This is a genomic window from Salinibacterium sp., from assembly GCF_031364185.1.
In the GTDB taxonomy this organism is placed as follows: domain Bacteria; phylum Actinomycetota; class Actinomycetes; order Actinomycetales; family Microbacteriaceae; genus Rhodoglobus.
Window position 1 is genome coordinate 1 of sequence record NZ_JANLVV010000147.1, and the last position, 2,233, is coordinate 2,233.

At 62.2% G+C, this 2,233-nt stretch carries 1 protein-coding gene and 1 pseudogene; both read right to left on the minus strand.

Annotated elements, in window-relative coordinates:
* The coding region (locus RMN95_RS06630; protein WP_309616153.1) for a protein phosphatase 2C domain-containing protein at positions 1-600 on the minus strand (600 nt) is incomplete at its 3' end.
* A gap of 239 nt (positions 601-839) precedes the next feature.
* Positions 840-2,059 (minus strand): annotated as a pseudogene (locus RMN95_RS06635) (integrase core domain-containing protein).
* Positions 2,060-2,233 lie beyond the last annotated feature (174 nt).

Genomic DNA, 2,233 nt, shown 5'->3' on the forward strand with positions numbered 1-2,233 from the left:
GGGCAGAAGCAAGATATCGGCGTCGACGGTGTCATCGGCGCCGAGCGCCCGGGTAACCACATTTCGATTCGGATGCTTCTGGGCCTCCCCCTTCGTCAGCGCCCCCGAATCCACCAACTCCTGAACGGCCGAATGATCGACGCTGAGCTGGCTGAGGGTGCGACCATCCCAGTTGTACGACCGGGAGTCCCCCACGTTGAACGCCATCCAGTGGTAGTTGCCGCTCGCGTCACTGCCCTGTGGATCGATGTCAACGAAAGCAATACCGGTGAGCGTCGTCCCTGAGAGTGAGCCGTCACCGCTGGCCGCGGACAGGGCGAGGACCGCGTCGTTCGCCGCGCGAATGGTATCGATGACGACCTGCGCCCGGGCCGGTCCTGCGCTGTCGAAGGCATCGGCAAAGGCGGCGACCGCGACCTGGCTTGCCCGGTCACCGAACGCGTGACCCCCCATACCGTCGGCCACCACGAAGAGTGGTGCCGCCATCAGGAAGCTGTCTTCGTTGACGCGCCGAACGGCTCCCCGGTCGGAGTGTCCAGAAAAACTGAAGCGCACGGTGACGTCGGGAAGCTCGAACTCACTTCTGACCTCGACCGACATCCGGATTTCCTCTACGTTCCGAGCACCCCTCCATGGAGGCAGATAGACACACGGTACCAAGGGCTCGTCGCGACACGGAAACCGCGAGCATGGGCAGGGGTGCCCATAGTCGCCCGACACGCTACTGGTCCGCCTCGTGTTGATAACTCCTGCAATCCGCGCCGCTGCAGTTGGTGAGTCCCGGAGCTCCACCCGGAATTCCGGGTGTGATGTCTCAGGACATCGGTGACGGTTTTGTGTCAGGACATCGGTGACAGTTGGTGTGTCAGGACATCGGTGACGTTTAGAGTGTTTGGGGTCGTCGCCCTCGGGGTTTCCCATTGCCGACGTATCTGATTCCGGGTGCGGGCCAGGTGTGCTCGATGATGAGCGTTCCGTTGCTGTCGAAGAACAGCACAGCGTCGTCGTTTTCTACGACATAAGTGGTGTGGCCAGCGAGGGAGCTGCTGATTTGGAATTCGATTCGTCGGGCGTAGGCGGTGCCATTTTTTCGGATCCGTGCGATTCGCACTTTCTCGGCAGTGCGGTGTTGTGGCGGTGTCTTGTCGGTGCGGTGGGGGACCTCGATCGAGGCGGCGCGTGGCCGGGGTCGGGGTGGTTCGGTTTTCGGTGTTGCTTCCCATGCCTGTAAGGGCGTGATCCGGCCGGCCAGCGCCTGGTGTGGGCGGTCCGTGTTGTAGATCTGATCGAACCTATCGACCTGTTCCTGGAGCTGGTCGAGGGTGGCGGCGAGAGGCTGCTTGTCGAGATAGCGGAACAGCGTCTGGTGGAAGCGTTCGTTCTTGCCCTGCGTGGTTGGTTTATATGGTTTTCCGGTGATTGCCTCGACCCCGAGGGAGGTGACATAGATGACAAGCTGACCGAAATATCCTCGACGGGAGGGATTCAACGCTGTCCCGTTGTCGCTGAGCAGGCGCTGTGGAACGCCGTGTGCGGTGATGCCTTTGCTGACCACCACGACCGCTGCTTCGGCGGTTTCACCCCACGCGACATGGGAGGCCACCGCATAACGGGAGTGGTCGTCGATGAGTTGGAAGACCACACATTTGCGTCCGCCGGTCAGGACATATTCGGTCGCGTCAAGCTGCCAGCACGCGTTCGGCGCCGGATACACGAAGCGGCGATATGCCGACCGAGGTTTCTTCTTCGGTTCCCAGCGCGCCACGCCCGCGTCGCGGAAGATTCGAGCCAGCGACGCCGGGGAGGGCGCCGGCACCATCCGCAAAGATCGCATCTTGTCATGCACGCTGATCGGCCCAAAATCGAGCCCGGACGACTCAAGCGCGGCCCGCACTGCTAACGCTTGCCGCTTCATCTCGTCGACGATCCGGGTCGGGCTGCTCCGTGGCCGGCGGGTCCGTGGTTCCAACGCCGCCGCCTGCCCATCATCCCTGGCACGCTGCCGAATTTCGTAGAACGTCTTCCGAGAGATCCCATACTCCGCGCAGAACGACGTCACCGACCCCCTGGGCGCGTCATCAGGCCACTGCACGATCGCGAGACGGACACGGGCTTCAACAGGCTCAACATGGCTCATCCCCCAACAATCCGCGGAAAGTGTCACCACCAAAACGCGCCAAACCGTCACCGATGTCCTGAGGCAGAACTGTCACCGATGTCCTGAGACATAACA